This is a genomic window from Pseudoalteromonas sp. MMG033, from assembly GCF_057197785.1.
Window position 1 is genome coordinate 824,182 of the sequence record NZ_CM170070.1, and the last position, 21,900, is coordinate 846,081.

Consider the following 21,900-nt stretch of genomic DNA (forward strand, 5'->3'; position numbering starts at 1 on the left):
CCAACTAGGACTGTTTTTGCTTATTCAACGCCGCAATTCGACTTGAAAGCGAGAACAAACGAATAAACCCTTCTGCGTGCGATTGGTCATACACATCATCTTCACCAAATGTGGCAAAGTCTTCACTATATAGGCTATTCACGGATTGCTTTTGAACGGCAACGACTTGTCCTTTATATAGCTTTAGCACCACTTCACCCGTTGCGCAGTCTGCTAATGCCTGTGCCGCTGCCAAAATAGAGTCTTTGAGTGGTGTAAACCAACGGCCATCATAAACCAAATGTGAAAACTCGCTGGCATACGTTTCTTTCCATTTGCGGCTTGATTTATCTAGTACCAACTCATCAATCGCTTGCAGCGCAGCCATGATCACAGTACCACCTGGTGTTTCATAACAGCCACGAGACTTCATCCCGACAAGACGGTTTTCCACGATATCAACACGGCCAACACCATGTTTGGCTGCAATATCATTGAGCGTCACTAAGCATTGGTATGGACTATATCGTTCACCATTGACAGCAACGACTTGACCTTGCTCCACTAAAACAGAAACAAATTCAGGTTTATCGGGCGCTTGCTCAGGTGATGAGGTCCAAGTCCACACTTGACTGCTTGGCTGATTCCAGGGATTTTCAAGCTCTCCCCCCTCGTGAGAAATATGCCAAATATTGGCATCGCGGCTATATATTTTTGTTGCTGAAGCGGCACACGGAATATCTCTTTGTGCTAGGTAATCCAACAACGACTCTCGACTAGATAACGTCCACTCTCGCCAAGGTGCAATCACTTTGAGATCAGGTGCTAACGCAGCAAAACAAGACTCAAAACGAACCTGATCATTACCTTTTCCCGTGCACCCATGAGATAACGCATCGGCCCCTACTTTACGGGCTACTTCCACCTGAGCTTTGGCAATGATAGGACGCGCCATCGATGTCCCAAGTAAATAAGTACCTTCATAAATAGCACCGGTTTGCAAAGTTGGGTAAATATAGTCACTTACCAACTCTTCTTTTAAGTCAACGACATGGCATTCGCTGGCACCTGAAGCAATGGCTTTTTCTTCTACACCAGCGAGCTCTTCTTCACCTTGACCAACATCTGCAACGAAGGCGACTACTTCACACCCGTAGTTTTCTTTTAACCACGGTACGATGGCAGACGTGTCTAATCCGCCAGAATACGCCAAAACTACCTTCTTTACTTCACTCATCTTTTATTAACCCTTTTAAAATTGCTTGCTTAACAAAGTGACCAGTAGCGCATTCTGGGCATGCATCCGGTTCTCAGCTTGTTGAATAATTTTTGAATTGTCGCCATCCATTACGGCAGACGTAATTTCATACTCTCTATGCGCAGGCTGGCAATGCAATACAGTTTGTGCCCCAGTCTGTTCTAACAGCTGAGTATTAATTTGATATGGCATGAATGTATCTTTTGCTTGCTCTAATGAAACATTCGAACCCATTGACACCCAAGTGTCTGTATACAGCACATTTGCCCCAGCTGCCGCTTCTACACGGTCACTGATCAAAATACTGGCACCATTTACGGCAGCCATCTGCTCTGCTTGCTTAACGATTTGCGCATCGGGTGAATGACCTTTAGGGCATACTGCAACAAAATCAGTGCCTAAACTCGCAGCCAACAACATGAGTGAATGAGTCACGTTATTCCCCTCACCCAAATATGCCAGCTTCAAGCCGCTCACATCACCATACACTTCTTGTAATGTCATAAAATCAGCCAGAGCCTGACACGGGTGATACAGATCACATAAGCTATTCACTACGGGGACATTGGCAAATTCTGCAAGTGTTGATAGCGTGCTATGTTGGTTAACGCGGGCGACAATGGCATCAGCCCAAGTAGAAATATTCAGTGCAAAGTCCTTTACCGACTCACGACTACCCATTGCACCATTTTGCTGATCTAAATAGACAGCATGGCCACCGAGTTTATTGATCCCAATATCAAATGATAAACGAGTCCGTAAGCTTGGTTTTTCAAATAAAGTAACTATAGATTGCCCAGCCAAAGCCTGAGCAAAATCCTGTGGCTGCGCTTTGATCTGGTGCGCAAGATTGAATAGCTTTAATAGTGCTGCTTGGTCGAGCTCTAGGCCCGTAATGAATGACTGCGTCATGTTATATCCTAAGGTAAAATTTTTGTTCCGACATGGTCGCCTTTTAATAAGGCAATTAAATTTTCTGGCTTTTGCCAACTTGAGATATACACACCACGTCGTAAATGTTGGGCAGCGTGAAGACTGGTCTTAACTTTGACCTCCATCCCGCCCACAATCACCTTCTGTTGTATTAACTTATCGATTTGCGCTGCATCTAACGAATGCAGAGGCTGTTTTTGAGCATCTAACACCGCTTCCACATCGGTCATAAACACCAATTCAGCGCCAATGTTTTGTGCTATTGCGGCTGCTGCCTCATCAGCATTGATGTTATACAAACCGCCATCTTGATCTATTCCAACAGAACTCACTAAAGGAATACGTCCAAGCGCTAATAAGTTATCTAAAAGCCCAAGTTCTTCCTCTGCGACACAAGTACCTACCTGTCCGAGCGCCTTGAGTTTTTGCTTAGCTAGAAACCCCGCTTCATACAAGCAAGTGCCAACAGGCTTTAGTCCCGCAACAATAGCTTGTGACATAAGCTGTTTATTAGCGCACCCCGCCAAAGCGCCGACTATATAGGGTAATTGCTCTTTAGGGCTTATCCGCAAGCCTTGATGTTTAGCTGTTGCGAAGCCTGCATCTTCTAGCCAGCGATCAACCAGTGCGCCACCTCCGTGTACGAGTACAAACTGCTTGTCTTGATCTTTACTCAGATCGTGTAAAACCTGAAATAGCGAAAGTGCAGCTTGCTCGGTATTCAATACAGCCCCACCTACTTTGATCACCCAAGTTTTTTTTGCTACTTGATTCATCCTTTTAACCCCAAAGTAGGTGAAAACTCACTGACAATATTCATACATTGAAGTGCTTGACCCGCTGCGCCTTTCAGTAAATTATCAATTGCGACAACCACGATTAACTGCTGATCTTGTTGTTGCCAGCCTATATCTACAAACGGGGTATTTGCCGCTCCTTTAATCGATGGCATGTTTTCGCCTTTGAGACGAATAAGCGGTTCATCCGCAAGGCATTGATAGGCAGCTTCAACCTCATGAGGTGCCACGCCTTCTTTTAACTGCACATAGATAGTTTCCAAGATCCCACGTGCAAAATTGCCTAAATGTGGTGTAAATAGAACTGGGTGATCCAAATACTGAGTAATTTCAGGACCATGACGATGGTTAAATAAACCATAAGGAGATAAAGACACTTCACAAAACTGTGTAGCCAAAGATGCTTTTCTACCCGCGCCTGTAACACCGGAAACCGCATTAATAATAATGGGCGAGTCAGTGAGTAACCCGGCATTTTTAAGTGGTTTTAATGCATTTAACGCTGCGGTTGGATAACACCCTGCAACAGCAACCAACTGTGCATCTTTAATTGCAGCAGAGTACCACTCGGCCAAGCCATATTGAGCTTCATCTAGCAGAGCTTGATGTGGATGTTCAAATCCATAAAATGTTTGGTATTGAGAGGCATCAGCTAGGCGAAAGCCTCCCGACAAGTCAAAAACTTTTAACCCTAACTCAAGAAATTTAGGCGCTAGAGATACACTTACTTTATGGTCAGTGCAGAGGCAAACGTAATCCGACTGCGCAGCAATTTGTGCGAATGCTTGCTCTGTAAGTGGAGATAATTCGATATCCAGTAAACCGCTATGTTCTGGATATAACGCGCTCAGCAACTTACCTTTGTCTAAGCTTTGCTCAGACACAAAGCAGCTGATCAAATTAAATTCAGGATGATTTGCTAGTAATTTGGCTAATTCTGCACCACTATATCCACTGGCGCCGATAATAGAAACATTTAACATCGATAACTCTTCTTTAGTTCGTTGATTGGGGAGTCACACTTGCTATAGATGTCATGTTCTTCGCATCGCCACCCCTAAAATAATTATTCTTTAAAAATGAATTGATATTCATACTAAACACATATAAATTTTTATGCAACATCTTTGAATAAATATTTTGGAGTATTATGTCAGTACCAGATTTTCTCGACATGTATAAAACGCTCATTGCGAAGCCATCAATCAGCGCTATTGATGAGTCGTTAGATCTGAGCAACAAAGCCGTTATCGATGTGCTCGCTAACTGGTGTCGCGATCTCGAGTTTGAGGTGGAGATCACCGAGCTCACACATGCGCCCGGTAAATATAATTTATTAGCCCGAAGAGAGCCGCTTAATAGTAGTGAAAGTCATGGAGGGTTAATGCTCGCAGGCCACACAGATACTGTGCCTTTTGACGACGCTCGTTGGAATTCAAACCCCTTTGAATTAACTGAAAAAGACAATAAGTTATTTGGACTTGGTAGCATTGATATGAAGGGCTTTTTTGCATTTGTGATCACCGCAATATCGCAGCTTGATCGCAAATACCAGAATGCACCTTTAATGATCCTCGCCACAGCGGATGAGGAAACCACCATGGCAGGCGCGCAACAAGTCGCCCAGCACACTTCCCTCAAACCGAAATACTGTGTCATTGGTGAACCTACAGACATGGTGCCCGTGTTTACACACAAAGGTCATATGAGTAGCGCTATCCGTGTCACAGGACGCTCAGGACATAGTTCTGATCCAGACAGAGGCCTCAATGCCATCGAAGTGATGCAACAAGTGATCTCAAGGTTGTTACATTTAAAAGAAGAATTAAAGAATAAATATTCAATTGAGCACTTCGCTGTACCGCACCCAACTTTGAACCTAGGTCATATTCATGGTGGCGACAATGCCAATCGCATTTGCGGATGCTGCGAGCTGCATATTGATATTCGGCCACTGCCAGGTTTGAGTATCACTGAACTTGAACAGATGCTCTTAAATGCCATTCAGCCGATCAACGAGCAATTTCCCGGCTGTGTCGATGTCATTGCGCTTCACGACCCAATACCTGCATTTAGTGGCCGAACAGACTCAGGGCTCGTGAAGTTAGCTGAAAAACTCTCAAAACAAAAAGCCATTGCCGTGAATTACTGCACAGAAGCGCCCTTTTTACAGCAGTTAGGTTGTGAAACCATTGTCATGGGTCCAGGCTCAATAAATCAAGCCCACCAGCCGGACGAGCACTTAGATATGGATAAAATCACACCAAGCCAGAATGTGATTTTAGATTTAATTAAAAAGTGTTGCTTTAATAACGAAAAAGCCAGCTAATAGCTGGCTTTTTACTTACTTTAATGTGACTTTTCGCTCATTGTAATAGGCAATCAAATCATCGATTGCCTGCTGGCAGTATTCTTTAATGCCAGATACCAGCATGTGCTTTTCACCAAAGCCAACTTTTTCACCATGACTTAATAGTTCAAAGCGCAGAATGATCTTGCCGCGTTTACCTTCATAACTAAACTCTGGCGTTGCAGCTTCCAGTGTTACCTCTTCAATGTCTAATGTATCCAAATGAATAGACATTGACTCATAGATCACCATAGGGCGCGCCGGATTGATCATCACCTCTTGCTGACCCATTAGTGGAATGATCACATGTGGGAAGGCTTTGCCAGAGAAGGCGACATAGTTTTTAATTAGGCTCTCTACAAGTTGAGTACACTGCTTGTTTTGGCCTGAGCGCTTCACAGACAACATAGTTTTTTCATTTGAAACAATATCAAACTCGTCACGGCCTTCAGGAAACTCTAACACTGATGTTTCGTCAACCATACCTGCAAAGGTAAAGTGCATATTTTCACTCACACCATACTTATCAAGGACCAATGAAAACAGTAAGTCACCAGGAACACAGAATTTCTTTGCATCAATATCGTGCAAAGGGTTGAAGTCATCAGCCACCTGCTTTGCAAATTGACTGCCTTGTTCACGGTTGATCACGAGTTTATTGGTTTCTTGTTGGTAATAGGGTGTAAGCATAGTTAACTTCTTTCTTGCATGAAAATCGCGCTATATTAGCAGAAAATAAGCATAGAGAGGTCATATCTCTATGCTAAATGTTGTAACTTTTGATGTCGCCTGCATTTTTTATGTGTGCATCTGAATACATTAACAAAACGAACATAACAAAAGCATGTCACTGCAAGACGAAGAACAATGCTAAAACTACAACAGCGCACTGAGAGGCTCTCCTCCCCATAAAAACAAAATACCACTCACGGCTAAAATAAATAAAACATATGCCCATAAACCATTTTTAATGGCAGGGGCCTTATCTGATGACGCCATTTTTCCTGTCAGCAAAGTTCTCAGCAGATTAATACCTTTAATGCGGTACAGTAAAATGGCAATGATATGCATACCGATGCCAACCAATAAAATATCAATATTGGTCTTGTGAATGCTACCCGCAAGCTCTACCCAATCGTAACTTACATAGCTCACTAGCGGCCCATCCATCAAAATGTCATCCGTGGTCATTAATCCGGATATCAGTTGGACAAAAATAACCACAAAGAAAAACAGCACCATCATGCTGCCCGCAGGGTTATGCCCAATGTGCGCGCGTTTACTTTTAAGTGCTTTAACCACCGCTTTTGGATGATGAAATAATGCTTTTAGTTTGGCGGTATCGCTACCAAATACACCCCATGCAACTCGCGTGATCATCAATGCTAATAACACATATCCAGTCACAAAGTGCAGATCAAGCCAGCCTTCGTCTCCCGATACATATAAAACAGCAATGCCAATAGCGAGTAGCCAGTGAAACCCTCGAATAAATCCGTCCCACACTTTGATCATAATTGCCCCTATTATTTTTGTGTGATTGTAAAGAGTACCTGAGGGTATAAACAAAAACGATGGTTTTGCGTTATAAAACGTAGAAATTTTGCGGCAGGACAAAAGGTAAGAGAATAAAAATTATCATTATGAATAAGGGCGCCGATCTGACGCCCAACTCAGCTAATAGCTTATAAGCTCGCAGCAATGATCTGACGGCTTTTATCCAGTGTAACAGCCTGTTGTTCACCCAGTGCTGTCATACCATGACGCTCCAATTGAGCCGTGATCTTATCTACCGCCTCTTCGCCTATGCCATAATCACTTAACCGTGTTTTCATATCAACGCGGTGGAAAAACTGCTCTGTCAATTCAATTGCCGATGCGATTGCTTGCGCTTCATCTGAGGTATCCAGTCCTAAAACACGCTCTGCATATTGCAGTAGTTTCTCTCGTTTGTGCTCTGTTTGCTCTGACATCATTCTTGGTAAAATAACTGCGAGCGTCTGGGCATGATCTAAACCGTAAACCGCCGTGATCTCATGGCCAATCATGTGCGTTGCCCAATCCTGTGGTACGCCCGCACCAATGAGACCATTAAGCGCCATGGTTGCCGACCACATCACATTGGCGCGTACTTTATAATCCACGTCATCTGACAGCAGCTTTGGCCCCTCTTCCATCAATGTCATCAATAGGCCCTCAGCGAATCGATCTTGTACCTTCGCATCAACAGGATATGTCAGGTATTGCTCCATGGTGTGAACAAATGCATCCACAACGCCATTGGTTAATTGTCTCGTTGGGAGCGTTTCCATCACTTTTGGATCAAGTACTGCAAATTTAGGTTGGACAAGGATTGAAGCAAACGGCAGTTTGTCATGTGTTTCGCTATTTGACACTACGCTAAAGCTGTTTGATTCTGATCCCGTTGCAGGTAGCGTTAATACCACACCAATTGGCAATGCAGATTTGACTTCCGCGCCTTTGCTCAGGATATCCCATGGCTCGCCTTCAAAATTGGCAGCCGCAGCAATGAATTTACTGCCATCAATCACTGAACCGCCACCTACAGCAAGAATATAGTTAAACTCTTCAGCCTTAATTTTTTCAACAGCTTGCATGCAAGTTTGATAAGTCGGGTTAGGCTCGATACCAGCAAACTCACCCCAGTTAAATTCGCTTAAAGCGGCACTGACTTGCTCATAAATACCATTTTTATGGATACTGCCCCCACCATAAACCACCAATACTTTTGCTTCACTCGGGATAGCCTTGGTTATTTCAGCTACCTGTCCTTCACCAAAAAAGATCTCAGTCGGGTTGTAAAAATTAAAGTTAAGCATAACTGCTCCTGCAATGACGGTATGTTATTTAATTGCGAGACAGTTTAATGGTATGCATAACGAAGATCATTATTCAAAAGACAATTCACTTTTGCACACATGCAATAATGAAGTATGATTCACCCTCATATTTGCACAGGTGATACATGATATGTGGCAAGGGTTAGATATTTTTTTAGCAGTTGTGGAGCATGGTAGTTTTAGCAAAGCAGCCAATGCTTTGGATGTTTCCACCTCCCATGTGAGTCGCCAAATACAGCAGTTAGAGTCCAGATTGGGCACGGTATTACTGCAGCGTACAACTCGCAGTATAAAACTGACTGAAGAAGGACTTGCCTATGCTGCCAAATTGAAAGACATTCAGCACGCATTAATAGATGCCAACAATGAGTTGCAAGGCGTCCAGCACATCCCAAAAGGGCCGATCAGAATCACTGGTGCAGGCGATTTCGTTGCAAACCGAGTTGCCCCTGTCATTGTTAAGTTTTGCCAACTTTATCCTGAGGTCAACGTGCACCTTGATTTCAATGCACGCAATGTCGATTTAGTCGAGGACGGCTTTGATTTAGCAATTCGCTTTGGGCGCCTGCAAGACTCTAGACTCATCGCCCGTAAGCTCAGTACACGCTACATGAAACTATTAGCAAGCCCTGACTATTTGGCAAAAGCGCCTCCTTTAAGATCTCCACAAGACTTGTCCCAGCATAATTGCCTGATTGCGATTTCCAATCGCTGGCGATTCCTTGGCGATGAAGGCATCGATGAGATCAAAGTCTCTGGTAATTGGCGAAGTAACAACCCACAAGCGATCCTGCATGCTTGTCGTTCAGGTCTTGGGATCGCCCACCTAGCGGAAGACATTGCCGAGCAAAGTCTAGCAAGTGGCGAGCTTGTTTCATTACTTGAAGAGCATCAGGTCAACGATAATGCCAGTTGGCTGGTTTATCCCCGAAAAGACTTAATGCCATTGCGTGTTCGACTCCTGATCGACTTTTTACTTGCACACATAAAATGATCTTTTCTATTGCGATCACCGTGTGTATCGCCTAACATTTAAATCGTGCACGATTAAATCACTGGAGATATAAATGCTTTACGAATTTACTGCCAATACCCTACAGGGCCAAGCCTATGACTTTTCAAATTTAAAAGGGAAAGTTGTACTTGTCGTGAATACAGCGAGTCAATGTGGTTTGACACCGCAATACGAAGGGCTTCAACAACTTCATAAAGAACTTCACGGTGAAGGGCTTGAAATCATTGGTTTCCCATGTAATCAATTTGGTAAACAAGAACCTGGCAGTGCGTCAGAGATCCAACAAGGCTGCTTAATCAATTACGGCGTCGACTTTACCATGATGGAAAAAATTGAAGTCAATGGCGCTCAGGCACATCCGCTTTATCAATATCTCAAATCAGCACTGCCTGGGATATTAACCAACAACATCAAGTGGAACTTTACCAAGTTTTTAATTGGCAAAGATGGGCAACCTCTTAAACGTTATGCGCCCACCACGAAGCCTGAAAAAATCAAAGCAGATATCATCAATGCGCTTGGACACACTTCATGAGCGACAAGCACCCTGAATTGAACTTAGACAATCAGCTTTGCTTTAGCTTATATGCAGCTTCAAGACACATTACACGCTTATATCAGCCCATGCTGAAACAGCATAACTTAACCTACCCACAGTACATTGTACTGCTGATCCTATGGCAAAAAGATAGCATGTTAGTCAAAGACATTGGGGAGCGCGCGCAGCTCAAGAGCAATACGTTAACCCCTTTGTTAAAAAGGTTAGAGCAAAACGGATTAGTGACACGTCAAAGGGACAGTGAAGATGAAAGGCAATGTTATGTGCATCTGACTGAGCAAGGTAAAAACTTAGAAAGTTTATGTGCTTGCATTCCCTCTCAAATGCTAAAGCAAACTGAGATGCCAGTAGAAAAACTCATCGAGCTCAAACAACTGCTTGACCAACTAATGGTCACAGCAGTGCATGGTAAGTAAGATACTTACCATGCGACACAGGTTAGCCGATTGTTGGATACTCTCGGTATGCCTTTTCTAGCTTTTTAGCCTGTTTCTTTGACACGCCGATGTGGTTAAGCGCCACACGTAGACGTGCACGAGAGAGATCAGAGCCCAGTACTTCCATCGCATCCACCACAGATGTTGACGAAGTCTTACCGGTGACCGCAACAAAAATCGGCTCCAAGAATTCTTTTATCTTTAATTCATGGAACGTCGCAACATTTTTTGCAATTGCGAAAATCTCAGACTTATTCCAGCTGCGAAGCTTTTCCAATTCCCAAATAAAGAACTGTAGTGCTTGGGTGATCACGGCATCATCTGCTTTACCTGCAGTTAATAATGCTGGGTCATAACTGGGTATACCACCAACAAAGTGGCCAGCAAGATCGACCAGATCTGATAACGTATTAATACGTGCTTTTGCTTCAGGCAATACTCGAGCCAGTGTCTGCGCATTGAACTTCCAATCAACAAAGCGCTGAATTAACTCTTCATCTGATAAGTTTTCACGGATCCACAAACCGTTTAACCAGCTTAACTTATCGACATCAAATACCGGTCCGCCCAGTGATACACGCTTCATATCAAAGTGCTCGATCATCTCAGCTAAAGTGAACTTTTCACGCTCATCTGGCATTGACCAGCCCATGCGGCCTAGGTAGTTAAGTACAGCTTCAGGTAAGAAGCCCATTTCTTTGTAATAATTAATAGAAGTCGGGTTCTTACGCTTTGACAGCTTAGATTTATCTGGGTTACGTAGTAAAGGCAAGTGACCTAGTACAGGTGCCTCCCAACCTAGATCTTCATACAGCTTTAACAGCTTAGGCGCAGAGTTGATCCACTCTTCACCACGGAAAATGTGGCTGATCTGCATGTGATGATCATCCACAACGTTCGCCATGAAGTAAGTTGGAAAACCATCCGCTTTCAACAGCACTTGCATGTCTACGTTTTCCCAAGGGATCTCAATCTCACCACGCAAGTAATCGTTAAACTTAAACGTGCCTTCCTCAGGAATAGTCATGCGGATAACATAAGGTTTTCCTGCGTCTAAATTTGCTTGAATTTCTTCTTTGCTTAGACGTAAACCACGACCATCATATTTAGGACGAAGACCTTCAGCCATTTGCTCTTCACGCATTTGATCAAGCTCTTCTGCTGTTGCAAAACAGTAGAACGCTTTACCTTCTTCCACTAACTGGTGAGCAAACTTTTGATATAACTCTGTGCGCTCTGACTGGCGGTATGGACCAAACTCACCGCCAACGTCTGGACCATGGTCCCAGTTAAGACCTAACCAACGTAAGCTATCCATAATAGCTTGCTCTGATTCAGGTGTGCTTCTTACTTGATCGGTATCTTCAATACGCAATACAAACTCACCACCTTGTTGTTTTGCAAAGCAGTAGTTAAAAAGGGCGATATAAGCAGTACCTAAATGCGGATCACCTGTCGGAGAGGGCGCAACACGTGTACGGATTGTCATGATATGTCTCTTAAATTTGTTACTTAAAATATTAAATGAGATGCTAGCACAGCCTCAGCATAGGGAAAATAGCTAGCATCATTGACTGTGCGTTAAGCTGAGCGCTCTAAACCCTGTAAATAGCTCACAATGTCACCTGATTCATAAAGCCAAGTTACCCGTCCTTGATCTTCAATTCTCAGACAAGGCACTTTGACCTTTCCGCCCTGTTCGAGTAACTCTTGGCGGTATGCTGCATTGCTTTTTGCATCACGTGTTTCAAGCTTTAAGCCTTCACGTTTTGCAGCACGTCTCACTTTGACGCAAAAAGGACAGGCCTTAAACTGATATAGTTTTAGGTTTTGCGTAATGGTGTCGAGTTGCTGCTGTGCTTGCGCCGAGCGTTTTTTACTTCTTGGTGTAAAAACAAAGTCGAATAATAAGATAAGACGGCCAAGCAACCAACGGATCAGTTTCATGAATATTCTCCCAGTCAAAATCGGCGCTAGAATACCATAAAGCTGCGCAACATACGCGCAAAAGTTCCTATAAAAGTATATTTCGTAACCGGAAGATCAAACCAAATACGGCTGTATTTCTCTTTAGAGTGGCTTAAAAAAGTTCAATGTCTGTTTCCGCTTTTGCTTGCCCGGCGATCCCTAATTCTTCAAAATCCACAACCTGATCCCGGCCATGCTTCTTAGCGTAATAAAGCGCCAGATCAGCCTCATGCACCAACTCAGACACCTGAGCAATTTCTTCTAATACTGTGTAACCAATACTGATGGTGAGCTTTTTAACTTGAGGGAAATTGAATGCTGCGATGACTTTGCGCACGCGATTCAATAGAGATCTTGCTTCACTCCTGTCATGAGCTTGAAATAACACAGCAAACTCTTCACCGCCATAGCGAAAAACAAAGTCTTCTGCGCGGAAGTTATCTTTAAGCTGCTGTGCAACCAATAATAACACTTCATCGCCAATAACATGACCAAAATTATCATTTACAATTTTAAAGTGATCAATATCAAACAGCGCTAAGTACCATTTCCGAACCCCTTGCTGCTCCCGCTCAATGACAAACCCTTCACCCGTGGTGATCTCAATCACTTTGTCATCAAATGTTTGCCGATTTAAAAGTTGTGTGAGTGGATCTATGCGACCCAGAGCCAAGGTATTAAGTTGGTGATAAAACACATTGATCAAATGCCCAATCAAATAGCTTCGAGCCGTCGGCAGCTTCTCACCAATCCATAGTAAACCCATAATGGCTTTGTTACTTCTCAATACAATACAAAGATGATTATCACCAAATAGAATGTGCTGGTGCTTAAGTGTCTCTGCCCGAGCTAATAAATACTCTAAATCTGGCGGTGTTTTAGCAGATGATAAAGCGAGCAGCTTTAGGCGCTCTTTGTCAGATAAACTTGGTGCGAGGTACATGGCCATAGGGATATCTGGAAGCAGCTCAGTGAGGATTGTCTGAATACGCTTATACAAGTCATTTTCACTGCGTATCTGCAACAAGCTAATCGCAAATTCATGTCCGCAAGGCGAAATATCCACACTGAAGCCTCCAAAAACCTTCACACAGTATAGCTTAGCCCCTCTTAGTTAGGTTGCAACGTGCTCTAGTAAGACAAGGTCATCTCTGTGAACAACCACATTTGCGCCTTGGTAGCCCAATGCCTCGTTTATCTGTGCACTATGTAATCCTTTGATCTGCTGAAGTTCCTGGCTGTCAAAAGCCACTAACCCCTTAGCAATCACTTTGCCCTGAATGCTCTTAAGCGCTATCAAATCACCACGTTGAAATTGTCCGCTCACATCAGTTATCCCCTTAGCCAAAAGACTTGCCCCCTGCGAGCAAACTGCATTAATAGCACCAATATCACAGATCAGCGATCCACTGCACCTAGGACCTGATAACAACCATTTTTTTCGTCCATCTAACGGCGCATCAAAACGAATAAACTTGGTACTTTTTGCTAAGCCAGCATGAATATTAACAATGACATCAGACTCACTGCCTTTAGCTATCAGGGTTTCAATTCCCGCACGCTGCGCAATTTGAGCCGCTTGTAATTTAGTCGCCATACCACCAGTGCCCAGCGAAGTACCAGCACCACCAGCAAGTGCGATGATGTGCTCATCAATTTCTCCCACCGTTTCAATAAGGCGTGCATCCGGGTTTTGTCGCGGATCGGCAGTAAATAAGCCAGACTGATCTGTGAGGAGTAAAAGCCTATCTGCATTGGCCAATATTGCTACCATCGCAGATAAATTATCGTTATCTCCCACTTTAATTTCGCTGGTTGCCACAGCGTCATTTTCGTTAATAATGGGCACTACGTCATGACGTAGCAATTGCGTTAATGTATCTCTGGCGTTTAAATACCGCGCGCGATCTTCCACATCAGCTCGGGTCAACAATAACTGTGCGACAGAGACATCAAAAATCGAAAACAGGCTTTGCCATAAGTGGATTAATTGCCCCTGCCCTATCGCAGCTAACATTTGCTTTTCAGCAATTGAATTTCCAATATCTTTATCTAACGCCGCACGCCCTGCAGCAACGGCTCCACTGGAAACAAGAATAACCTGCCAGCCAGCCTTTCTTAACGCCACACACTGGCTTGCCAAATCAACTAACCGAGGTTTATTTAACAGTGCTCCTCCAGCTGTGAGCACACTAGTGCCCAGCTTAACAACAATGACTTTACGATTAGTCATCTACTTACATCCAAACTTCTCAAAACAGAGTATTTTTATAACATGCACATGGCTAATTGGATACTAAACAAACAACCTAATGAAATTTATTTCAATGCCTTCAATCTCATTGCATGACACATTTCAAATAACTCGCATGTGGATTATGATCAGTATCAATCTCTATTTAAGCAAACCAGATGTATACTGCTATTTGAGGAGGTGACTATGAAAAAGCCAAATTACAAAAAGGAATTAATAATGCTTCCCCTACTGTTGATCAGTATCGCATTGTGTATTGGGGGACATTTTATCTTGCAGCCGAGCTACCAAAATAACCATTGGGCTGAGTATAGCCTCGCAGCATTGCCATTTTTAATGTTTGCGATTGTGATCATTGCCATCAAAATCGCAATTAAAGCCGACAAAGAAGAGTAACTTAACTCACGCCTCCCAGAGCATGTATAACTTACTCTTTAACAAATTAATTTTTTATACTTGATATAAAATAGAAAATAATTCATTTATAAGGTTTATAAAATATAACAACAAAGGCATCGCTGTGAAAAAACTACTCTTACTTTGCTTATGTCTAGTAAGCCACTTGAGTCACGCGCATTTTACCGTGATCCACAATGTGAATGGCTACACCCCCAACCGCGCCGGTGAAATTACTCAATTTGATACGCTCGTCATCAAAGATGGTAAAGTCGTCAAAACAGGCGATAAAGAGACCATCAAACAATACCCCCAATCGACAACCATAGATGGTAAAGGCTTAACCATGTTACCAGGGCTTATAGATGCACATGGGCATGTCATTGGTCTAGGTGAGAATCTATCTCGTCTTAATCTTCGCAGTGCAAAGTCAGTCTCTGAAGTTGGAGAGCGACTTAAACGTTATGCCAAAAACAATCCTTCTGGATGGATAATTGGCAGAGGTTGGGATCAAACAAAATGGACACCAAGCACTTTCCCAACAGCTGCAGACCTAGATAAATATGTTGCCGACCGCCCCATCGTATTAACCCGAGTAGACGGACATGCGATTTGGGTAAACTCTAAAGCAATGCAACTGGCAAATATCAGCCAACACACGCAGTCCCCTGAAGGTGGCGAGATCCTTCGTTTAGCCAATACGCAGCCTAGTGGTGTGTTTATCGATAAGGCTGAACAGCTTATCCTACAACAGATCCCCAAACGCTCAAACGTTCAACTCAACAAAGCATTAGACAAAGCATCCGCACACTTGCTGAGTCTAGGGATCACATCAGTACATGATGCAGGTATTGATAAAGCAACGTGGCAACTATATAAAACCAGATCGCAGCAACGCACTATGCCTCTGAGAATTTACGCCATGCTCAGCGCGTCTGATCCCCACCTAGAAGAGATGCTAAAAGCAGGCATAGTTAAAGAGCAGACTGATTATCTAACCATACGCAGTGTTAAAATCTATGCGGATGGCGCTCTAGGTAGCCGTGGCGCAGCCCTGTTGAAAGATTATAAAGACAGACCTGGACATAAAGGTTTAATGCTTGAGCAACAGCCAACACTGGAGTCACTAATACGATTAAGTGTAAAACATGGCTTTAGTGCGCATACGCATGCCATTGGAGATCGTGCAAATCGCATTGTCTTGGATAGCTATCAAAAAGTCTTTAAAGATACTGGCGGGAAATTACTCAGAAATCGTATCGAACACGCCCAAATCGTTGATGTTGCAGATATCGCTCGTTTCAAACAGTTAAAAATCATTCCCTCAATGCAGCCTATACATGCGACCTCAGATATGCATATGGCACAGAAGCGCCTAAGAAAATCTCAACTTGAAGGTGCTTATGCATGGCAAACTTTCCTTAAGCAAGGGGTTAAAGTTGCGGCTGGTTCTGATTTTCCCGTCGAACTTGCGAATCCATTTGACGGTCTATATGCCGCCGTAACGCGAATGGATAAATCGCAGCATCCCGAAGGAGGCTGGCGAAAAGAGGAGCGTCTAAGCAAGCAACAAGCATTGCAGGCATTCACCCTAGACGCAGCTTATGCTGCCTTTCAAGAATTTAAGCTAGGCAGCTTGGAGCATGGAAAGTGGGCTGACTTTATTTTAATTGATCGTGATTACTTTAAAATCAACCACAATCAGTTATTCAACATTCAGGTTGAACAGACATGGATCGCGGGAGAGCTAAAGTATAAACGCAATTAGTCTTTTGATTTAGCTAACTTAAACAGATGATAAATATTGACCAATGCGAGTAATCCGTTGGTCAAAACAACAGGCCATGCACTGATCATGGCGCCGTAAATGGTAAAGCAAATACAGCCAGCTAAATTAAACCAGCGTAGTTTGGTGACGTTAGTCATCATAAGAGACACAACTAAAAAGACAGAAGCTAGGTAGCCTAAATATTCCCAAGTCATTTGTTCTCTCCTCTCAGTTAGGTTAGCATTGTCGGTTAAAACGATATTCAAGTCATTTTAAGGATAATTACAGGCTTCTTTTAAGCCTAAACTGCATATGTGCAAATTAGTTTTCTACACACTTACTAGATAAATCAGTAGAGTTATTAATAGTTTAGTCCACATCTATACTGCAGAGTAATTAATTCACTTAGTTAAGGATAAGCGAGAATAAAGTCTTAAAAGAAGTCATGTGTATAGCTTTGAATAACTCAGTTCATGCTATCTTTATACTAATTTAATAAATAGGACAATTGTCCGAGAGCTAACCAGATGTTCCAATATCACTTTTCAACCACTTTGGTCGAGCAACTACTCAGTTTTGCGGGTAATAGTTTTCAACATCGAAAAAAAGAAATCTTAATCCACCAAGATGAACCGCTTAGTAAATTGATCTTGGTCAGAAGTGGTACTGTTTCTTTCAGTTACGATGTCGGTAATGGAAGACGCTTACTTCTTGGACAGTTAGACTGTAACAACACTTTAATCGGCGAAATAGAAGCACTCAATAATCAACCTTGCATATACACTGTAACCTGTTTAAGCGATGTGCAATATAACTTGATCGAGCTAAAGCACTGGCGACAACTACTATTAGAGCAACCAGATCTAAGTTTATATACCGCTCAGACTATTGCCGCTAAATTTACCGAGAACCAAAAAATAAATCTTGATAAATTGTTACTGCCTCTGAGCTACAATATCGCCAAAGATTGCCTATTGAGAGCAGAAGATAAACACTCAACATTACTCCGTGCCTATTCTACTGTCAGTGCCGAAGCGGAAAGATTTGCCACAACCGAACGTGCTTACCGACGCGTTGTGAGCGAGCTAGTACAAAAGGGCCTAATTGAAAGAACAAGTGCCGGTTTAAAGCCTGTTGACTTAAACGCACTTAACGATTTTGTAGACAGTTTTTCTCAGCTCTAAATTTGATATATTATAATTTCATTAACATTGTGACGTTCAGATCCCAATTCTAGATCAGTGTGTTATTATTAAACGTGAATTTTTGGATAAAGTTAGGTCTGTTCACTTGACGAACATTTAATGTACGCTTATTCTCTAATTCACTAATTTGCATGCAGGGCAAGGCTTTCTTACATCTGCACTTAATTGGTCAAAAATCTCAGTTTACTTGTATTTAAAGGAAAAGGTAAAAATCATGGGAAATAAAAATTTGAAGCTAACTAAACTTGCCCTTGCATTGGGTTTAACAGTTGGTTTGACGGGTTGTTTCAGCGATAACGATAACGATGTTACAATCACTCCGCCAGACCCAGGCGGAGAGCAAACGGTTGTTGTTCCTCCAACTGCTGTTGAATTAGCTGACGGTGGTTTCGTTATTACTGTAACAGACTCACTTGGCGCTCCATTACCAGACGGCACATCAGTTGAAGTTGTCTTTAATTCTTCAGTTGATGGTTTACAAACAGCGTCAGGTACTGCAATCGCTGTTTCAAGCACTGCCAATGACCCATACAACACGAATACTAATGGCTCGTTCTCATACACTGTAGATGGTATTGCAGCAGACACAACAAAGACTTTTGCATTTACTGTTCAATCAGCTGACTTCCTATCAAATACAGCTGAAGTTACCATCGGCTCAGGTGAAACACTAACAGAAGTTGTTCGACTAACTGCGCGTAACTTCACGAGTACTGATATCCCAGTTGTAGCTGAGACTAAAGCACTTGCAGACTTAGATGAGAATGTAACAGTTGAGTATAGCCCAACTGGTGGCCTTGACCTTGGTGGTGCTACTGAAATCACCCTACCTGTAAATGTAGGTGCTGAGCAGGCAGAAAAAGCTGTAGGTGGCGCAGAAGTAATTCTTCCTCATGGTACTGAGTTTGTTCAAGCAAACGGTCAACCTCTTCAGTCAGCACCATCACTAACCGTTGCATACTTTGCAAACGAAGCAACCGCAGTTGAAAGTGGTTCAGATAACGCTGCAACTGACCAAACATCTTCACTAGATGCATTCCCTGGCGGATTAAACCTTGCTGTTGCAGACGGCGGTGAGTCAGTTGAAGGTAACTTCACGACTGGTGGTTTTGTTGCTATCGAACTGGTTAATGAGCAAGGCGAAAAAGTAAAGACTTTCGGTGAAGACAAGTCAATCAAAGTCGCAATGAAGGTTGACAAAACTACACGTACACCATGTCCTGTAATCCAGCAAGACGGTGAAAGTATTGCTGCTGCAGCGGACAGAGGTTTCACTGAAGCTGGTGTTTGTAAAGAGTCAGCGTTGGTAAGCGAGCCTGCGTTAATTCAAGTGGGTCAAATCTTCCCAGTATGGAGCTATGAAGAGTCAAACGGCCAGTGGTCATTTGAAAGCTTCGGTGTAGTTGCTGATGATGGCGATGCAAATAGCACAACTTTCAACGTAGAAGTTGAAGTAAAACATTTATCATACTGGAACCTTGATTTCTTCGCACAGCGTGGTTGTAACGTTTCGTCATTCAACATTGTTGACAGTGATGGCCAACCTAGCTCGCGCTTCACTTCAGTTCAGTTGCTAACAAACAGCTACAGATTTGATGCACAGCCTTGGAACCGTGCTGCACTGAACCGTGCTACGTTCCGTAACCCACCTAGTTTCGATGTAGAAGTACGTGTACTTGAAAACAATGTAAACGTACTTGATGGTATTCAAGGTAACACAGGCACTGCTGTTGATAACACGGCATCTGTATACTCTGGCGCGCTTTGTGACTTAAACGGTCAAACATTACAACTTACACCAACTGAAAATGTTGAGGTAGTAACTAAGCAGGTATCTACATTTGCTGTATGTAGCAACAATGATGATGCAGACCAAGGCGCAGATCCTGTACTGAGCCCGACTACAGTTCAGCTATATCGTGGTGCTGTTTTAGCAAATAACTTGCAAGACAGCTACTATGGTAGCGAGTTCGAGATTGAGCTTGAGTCAGGTGTAGATTATACATTCAGATTCTTCAATACCTTCACTAACACATGGGAAACACAAGCAGAAACAGGTAGCACTGACGCGCTATCACTTAATATGCTTACCCAATGTGATACACAAACAGTTACAGGTGTAACTGGCGGTAACTAATTTTACTGAGTAAACTGAAAACTAAAGCCGCGATACATCGCGGCTTTTTTAATTAATTTAATAAAATTACAACGTCTATAATTCCGCCATCAATTTAAACAACACCTAACTAAGTAAAACCCTTGTTACCCCCCTCTCATGGCTAAAACGCTCTGTGGTTTCAGCCCTACCTAATTCACTATACAAAAAATAGTACAAGCTTAGTTTTTCGAAACAGTATACGAAAAACTCACAAATCACTGAACGTGTGGAATATAAGTTAGTCTGTACAGGCCACACTGGTATCTTTAATTTAAAACTTTCTCCAGGCAATAAGAAGCGAACCAGCCGGCCTTATACAACGACCACGCACGCGGTTGTAACTGCTCAATAAACAGAGGCAGTCGTAAGTAGCGCTTTTATCAATATAAGAAGGTAGTTTCAAACTCTCTGGATCGCAGGTCGTGAATATACACAAAAAACTGAACCGGGTGTGCCTGTACCGGAAATATGCCGTAAACATGGGGTTGGCCAAAGTACATTTTACAAGTGGCGTTCTAAATATGGTGGGATGGAAGCTTCTGATGTTAATGTTGTGGTCAACTAATTCCGGACAATGATTTAAGTTGTTCTTCCATTACAGCTGGTGCTGTCATATCGTTGTGACTGTGCGGTCTTTTCCAGTTGTAGTAACTCATCAAATAAAAGCTTATATCTTGTTCTGCTTCTTTAATTGATTTATAGCCCGTGCTCGGAATCCACTCTGTTTTCAGACTTCTAAATAAACGTTCCATTGGAGAATTATCCCAACAGTTACCTCTGCGACTCATACTTTGTGTTATTTGATAGCGCCATAACCTCTGCCTATATTTGATTGAGCTATACTGATAGCCTTGGTCCGAGTGAAACATGAGCCCTCTAGGTCGGCCTCTTTGTTCATAGGCCCTATCTAACGCTTTGACAGCCAACGCTGCATCTGGTTTATCTGACATTGCCCAGCTAACCACTCTTCTGGCATATAAATCAATCACTACAGCTAAATATGCCCACTTCTGACCTGTCCAAATATAAGTAATATCTCCGCACCATGCTTGATTTGGTTTGTGAGCACCGAACTCACGATTTAGTCGGTTGGGTATGTCTGGACGCTCATTCACTGCTCTTTTATATGCGTGAGGCCCTGGCTGTTTCGATACAAGTTGCATATCACGCATGATCCGCCTGATTTTGAAAAGGCCAACATCAATATCATACTCGGCCAGCATTGCCGAGAGTGTTCGGCTTCCTGCGGAGCCACGGCTTAATTTAAAGCACTCTTGGAGCTTAGCTCGAAGGAACACCTCGTTAGTATCAATGACATTAAGACGGCGCTTGTAGTCATAGAAACTTGAACGAGCGACATCAAAGACATTACAGACCAACTCAACCGAATCTTGCTCACTTAACTGGTCTATTAGAGAATACTGTTTGTTTCTTCTGACATTAAGAGAGCTGTAGCCTTTTTTAGTATCGATTTCTCTCGTTCTAAGCGATTGATACGGGCTTCAAGTTCTTGGATCTTCTGTTGTTCGGGCGTCAAAGCTTTCGACTTCGGTGTTTCACCGTTCCTTTCAACCTCAAGTTGCTGAACCCACCGTCTTAGAGTCGTTTCACCCACATCCAAGGAGCGACATGCATCTGGAAATGAGTAACCTTTATCTAAAACTAAGCAAGCTGCTTCAAGTTTAAACTCTTTACTAAATGTTCGACGTTTTCTGGCCATTTGACACCTCTAGTTAAGTGGTAATCATACCACCTAAAGTTGTGTCCGGGTTTATTGAACCACAACATAAACGCTTGAAAGAGCTTGAAGAGGAAAACCGTAAGCTCAAAGATATGTTTGCGACTCTCAGTTTAAAACATTCAATGCTTGAGGAAATCATCTCAAAAAAGCTGTGAAAACAAGCAGACGCAGAGCTTGGGTCGAACACTTACGAGCACGGTTTGAGGTTAGCGTAGCATTTG

The 21,900-nt window shown here is 42.9% G+C and carries 21 protein-coding genes and 1 pseudogene; 9 read left to right on the top strand and 13 right to left on the bottom strand.

Annotated features, from left to right (window positions below):
- Nucleotides 1-4: 4 nt before the first annotated feature.
- Genes AC2CZC_RS03940 through argC form a run of 4 tightly spaced genes read right to left on the bottom strand, consistent with a single transcriptional unit; the run spans nt 5 to nt 3,950 of the window.
- Nucleotides 5-1,216 (bottom strand): argininosuccinate synthase, encoded by a 1,212-nt coding sequence (locus tag AC2CZC_RS03940; RefSeq protein WP_484583893.1) that lies wholly within the window; start codon nt 1,214-1,216, stop codon nt 5-7.
- 15 nt (nt 1,217-1,231) lie between these two features.
- Nucleotides 1,232-2,149 carry an ornithine carbamoyltransferase gene (locus AC2CZC_RS03945; RefSeq protein WP_484583894.1) on the bottom strand — a complete coding sequence of 306 codons (918 nt, stop codon included), beginning with the start codon at nt 2,147-2,149 and terminating at the stop codon, nt 1,232-1,234.
- Between the two features lie 8 nt (nt 2,150-2,157).
- Complete coding sequence (gene argB / locus AC2CZC_RS03950; RefSeq protein ID WP_484583895.1) at nt 2,158-2,946, bottom strand: acetylglutamate kinase; 789 nt, start codon at nt 2,944-2,946, stop codon at nt 2,158-2,160.
- Nucleotides 2,943-3,950, bottom strand: coding sequence for an N-acetyl-gamma-glutamyl-phosphate reductase (gene argC / locus AC2CZC_RS03955; RefSeq protein ID WP_484583896.1), 1,008 nt, complete (start codon nt 3,948-3,950; stop codon nt 2,943-2,945). Before argC ends, argB begins: the two co-directional genes overlap by 4 nt.
- Nucleotides 3,951-4,117: 167 nt before the next feature.
- On the opposite strand from argC, the gene argE reads away from it, so the two are divergent.
- Nucleotides 4,118-5,296 (top strand): acetylornithine deacetylase, encoded by a 1,179-nt coding sequence (gene argE, locus AC2CZC_RS03960; protein WP_484583897.1) that lies wholly within the window; start codon nt 4,118-4,120, stop codon nt 5,294-5,296.
- A 15-nt stretch (nt 5,297-5,311) separates the two neighbouring features.
- Here argE and AC2CZC_RS03965 read toward each other — a convergent pair whose 3' ends face one another.
- The 3 genes from AC2CZC_RS03965 to AC2CZC_RS03975 all read right to left on the bottom strand — a co-directional run bounded on the left by AC2CZC_RS03965 (nt 5,312) and on the right by AC2CZC_RS03975 (nt 8,157).
- Entirely contained in the window at nt 5,312-6,007 is a 696-nt protein-coding gene (locus AC2CZC_RS03965) for a DUF3581 family protein (protein WP_484583898.1), read from the bottom strand.
- A gap of 186 nt (nt 6,008-6,193) precedes the next feature.
- Entirely contained in the window at nt 6,194-6,832 is a 639-nt protein-coding gene (locus AC2CZC_RS03970) for a cytochrome b/b6 domain-containing protein (RefSeq protein ID WP_484583899.1), read from the bottom strand.
- Between the two features lie 170 nt (nt 6,833-7,002).
- Nucleotides 7,003-8,157: an iron-containing alcohol dehydrogenase gene (locus tag AC2CZC_RS03975; RefSeq protein ID WP_484583900.1), complete on the bottom strand. Its 1,155-nt coding sequence runs from the start codon at nt 8,155-8,157 to the stop codon at nt 7,003-7,005.
- 151 nt (nt 8,158-8,308) lie between these two features.
- Here AC2CZC_RS03975 and AC2CZC_RS03980 point away from each other — a divergent pair, with 151 nt between their 5' ends.
- From AC2CZC_RS03980 to AC2CZC_RS03990, 3 genes are all read left to right on the top strand, one after another.
- The gene (locus AC2CZC_RS03980) at nt 8,309-9,172 is read left to right on the top strand and encodes a LysR family transcriptional regulator (protein ID WP_484583901.1); all 864 of its coding nucleotides are present in this window, start codon (nt 8,309-8,311) and stop codon (nt 9,170-9,172) included.
- A gap of 73 nt (nt 9,173-9,245) precedes the next feature.
- Complete coding sequence (locus tag AC2CZC_RS03985) at nt 9,246-9,728, top strand: glutathione peroxidase (RefSeq protein ID WP_484583902.1); 483 nt, start codon at nt 9,246-9,248, stop codon at nt 9,726-9,728.
- Nucleotides 9,725-10,168: a MarR family winged helix-turn-helix transcriptional regulator gene (locus AC2CZC_RS03990; RefSeq protein WP_484583903.1), complete on the top strand. Its 444-nt coding sequence runs from the start codon at nt 9,725-9,727 to the stop codon at nt 10,166-10,168. The genes AC2CZC_RS03985 and AC2CZC_RS03990 overlap by 4 nt, the downstream gene beginning before the upstream one ends.
- Before the next feature lie 22 nt (nt 10,169-10,190).
- Here the strand turns inward: AC2CZC_RS03990 and gltX are convergent, their stop codons facing one another.
- The 4 genes from gltX to proB all read right to left on the bottom strand — a co-directional run bounded on the left by gltX (nt 10,191) and on the right by proB (nt 14,390).
- Nucleotides 10,191-11,678: a glutamate--tRNA ligase gene (gltX, locus tag AC2CZC_RS03995; protein ID WP_484583904.1), complete on the bottom strand. Its 1,488-nt coding sequence runs from the start codon at nt 11,676-11,678 to the stop codon at nt 10,191-10,193.
- Nucleotides 11,679-11,770: 92 nt separating this feature from the next.
- Nucleotides 11,771-12,136 (bottom strand): glutaredoxin family protein, encoded by a 366-nt coding sequence (locus AC2CZC_RS04000; protein ID WP_484583905.1) that lies wholly within the window; start codon nt 12,134-12,136, stop codon nt 11,771-11,773.
- A 133-nt stretch (nt 12,137-12,269) separates the two neighbouring features.
- Complete coding sequence (locus AC2CZC_RS04005; RefSeq protein WP_484583906.1) at nt 12,270-13,223, bottom strand: GGDEF domain-containing protein; 954 nt, start codon at nt 13,221-13,223, stop codon at nt 12,270-12,272.
- A 48-nt stretch (nt 13,224-13,271) separates the two neighbouring features.
- Nucleotides 13,272-14,390: a glutamate 5-kinase gene (gene proB, locus AC2CZC_RS04010; protein ID WP_484583907.1), complete on the bottom strand. Its 1,119-nt coding sequence runs from the start codon at nt 14,388-14,390 to the stop codon at nt 13,272-13,274.
- Nucleotides 14,391-14,597: 207 nt separating this feature from the next.
- Here proB and AC2CZC_RS04015 point away from each other — a divergent pair, with 207 nt between their 5' ends.
- Entirely contained in the window at nt 14,598-14,807 is a 210-nt protein-coding gene (locus AC2CZC_RS04015) for a hypothetical protein (protein WP_063361461.1), read from the top strand.
- A 124-nt stretch (nt 14,808-14,931) separates the two neighbouring features.
- On the top strand, nt 14,932-16,575 hold the full coding sequence (locus AC2CZC_RS04020; RefSeq protein WP_484583908.1) for an amidohydrolase: 1,644 nt from the start codon (nt 14,932-14,934) through the stop codon (nt 16,573-16,575).
- Here AC2CZC_RS04020 and AC2CZC_RS04025 read toward each other — a convergent pair.
- Entirely contained in the window at nt 16,572-16,790 is a 219-nt protein-coding gene (locus AC2CZC_RS04025; RefSeq protein ID WP_484583909.1) for a uroporphyrinogen decarboxylase, read from the bottom strand. The two genes, AC2CZC_RS04020 and AC2CZC_RS04025, sit on opposite strands and share 4 nt — an antisense overlap.
- Before the next feature lie 312 nt (nt 16,791-17,102).
- Between AC2CZC_RS04025 and AC2CZC_RS04030 the strand changes: the two genes are divergently transcribed.
- The 3 genes and pseudogenes from AC2CZC_RS04030 to AC2CZC_RS04040 all read left to right on the top strand — a co-directional run.
- The gene (locus AC2CZC_RS04030; RefSeq protein WP_484583910.1) at nt 17,103-17,759 is read left to right on the top strand and encodes a Crp/Fnr family transcriptional regulator; all 657 of its coding nucleotides are present in this window, start codon (nt 17,103-17,105) and stop codon (nt 17,757-17,759) included.
- 235 nt (nt 17,760-17,994) lie between these two features.
- Nucleotides 17,995-19,917, top strand: coding sequence for a hypothetical protein (locus AC2CZC_RS04035; RefSeq protein ID WP_484583911.1), 1,923 nt, complete (start codon nt 17,995-17,997; stop codon nt 19,915-19,917).
- A gap of 433 nt (nt 19,918-20,350) precedes the next feature.
- Nucleotides 20,351-20,479 (top strand): annotated as a pseudogene (locus tag AC2CZC_RS04040) (transposase); the annotation flags it as partial.
- Nucleotides 20,480-20,495: 16 nt separating this feature from the next.
- Here the strand turns inward: AC2CZC_RS04040 and AC2CZC_RS04045 are convergent.
- A protein-coding gene (locus AC2CZC_RS04045; RefSeq protein WP_484583912.1) for an IS3 family transposase occupies nt 20,496-21,658 on the bottom strand; the annotation gives its coding sequence in 2 pieces (ribosomal slippage) (nt 20,496-21,403 and nt 21,403-21,658; 1,164 coding nt in all).
- Nucleotides 21,659-21,900: the final 242 nt, after the last annotated feature.